This window comes from Neisseria sp. P0021.S006 (assembly GCF_051956895.1).
Genome location: NZ_JBQCWZ010000464.1, coordinates 1 through 1088, shown reverse-complemented (window position 1 = coordinate 1088; position 1088 = coordinate 1). Strand labels below are relative to the sequence as shown.

Genomic DNA, 1088 nt, shown 5'->3' with positions numbered 1-1088 from the left:
GTGAAACAGCAAGGCGGTGTGGGCAACCTGATCAACCAACTGCAACAAGGCGGTTTGGGCGATGCCCTGAGCAGCTGGGTTTCCAACCAATCCAGCAACCTGCCTGTGTCCGGCAGCGACCTACAAAATGCTTTGGGCAGCGATACGGTAAACCAAATCGCGCAAAAATTCGGCGTGGATGCCGGTCAAGCAGGCGATTTGTTGGCCAAAGTATTGCCTGACTTGGTAGATAAAGCCACACCTAACGGCACGGCTCAAGATGCGGATGGCTTCGGCTTGGACGACATTGCTTCTATGCTGCTGAAAAACTTTATGAAATAATGAATTGAATCATTTGATAAGGCCGTCTGAATCCGTTCAGACGGCCTTATAACTTTTGGTTCACGGTAAATAACCAATAAGTCTTTTTCTGATGGAGGCAGATGGCTTATGATGGACACTTCATTTCACCAAATAAGAAGGTTATACACATGTCCCGCTTGACCATACACACAGTTGAAACCGCTCCTGAAGCTGCTAAACCACGCGTTGAAGCCGTATTGAAAAACAACGGCTTTATTCCTAACCTGATCGGCGTTTTGGCCAATGCGCCTGAAGCTTTGGCGTTTTATCAAGAAGTTGGCAAGCTGAATGCGGCCAACAGCCTGACTGACGGCGAAGTTGAAGTTGTCCAAATCATCGCCGCCCGTACCAACGAATGCGGTTTCTGCGTTGCCGGCCACACCAAACTGGCCACCCTGAAAAAACTGCTGTCCGAACAATCCATCAAAGCCGCACGCGCATTGGCTGCAGGCGAGTTTGACGATGCCAAACTGGGTGCTTTGGCGACATTCACCCAGGCCATTATGGCGAAAAAAGGCGCGGTATCCGACGACGAGCTGAAAGCTTTCTTCGATGCAGGCTACAACCAACAGCAAGCCGTTGAAGTCGTCATGGGCGTTGCTTTGGCAACCTTGTGCAACTACGTCAACAACCTTGCCAAAACCGAAATCAACCCTGAATTGCAGGCATTTGCCTAATCTCATCAAAAAAGGCCGTCTGAAAATTCAGACGGCCTTTTAGCAAAAAGCAAGGATATCCTTGTTGCC

At 49.4% G+C, this 1088-nt stretch carries 2 protein-coding genes; both read left to right on the top strand.

What is annotated here, in order from left to right:
- Positions 1-321 (top strand): YidB family protein (locus ACTHUM_RS15010; protein WP_440403292.1); only part of this gene is annotated, 321 nt, incomplete at its 5' end.
- 149 nt (positions 322-470) lie between these two features.
- Complete coding sequence (locus ACTHUM_RS15005; RefSeq protein WP_070843271.1) at positions 471-1019, top strand: carboxymuconolactone decarboxylase family protein; 549 nt, start codon at positions 471-473, stop codon at positions 1017-1019.
- The last annotated feature ends 69 nt before the right edge of the window (positions 1020-1088 follow it).

What these genes read in the sequence shown, in the direction of transcription:
- ACTHUM_RS15005 (WP_070843271.1), top strand. Translation starts at nt 471, where the DNA reads ATGTCCCGCTTGACCATACACACAGTTGAAACCGCTCCTGAAGCTGCT.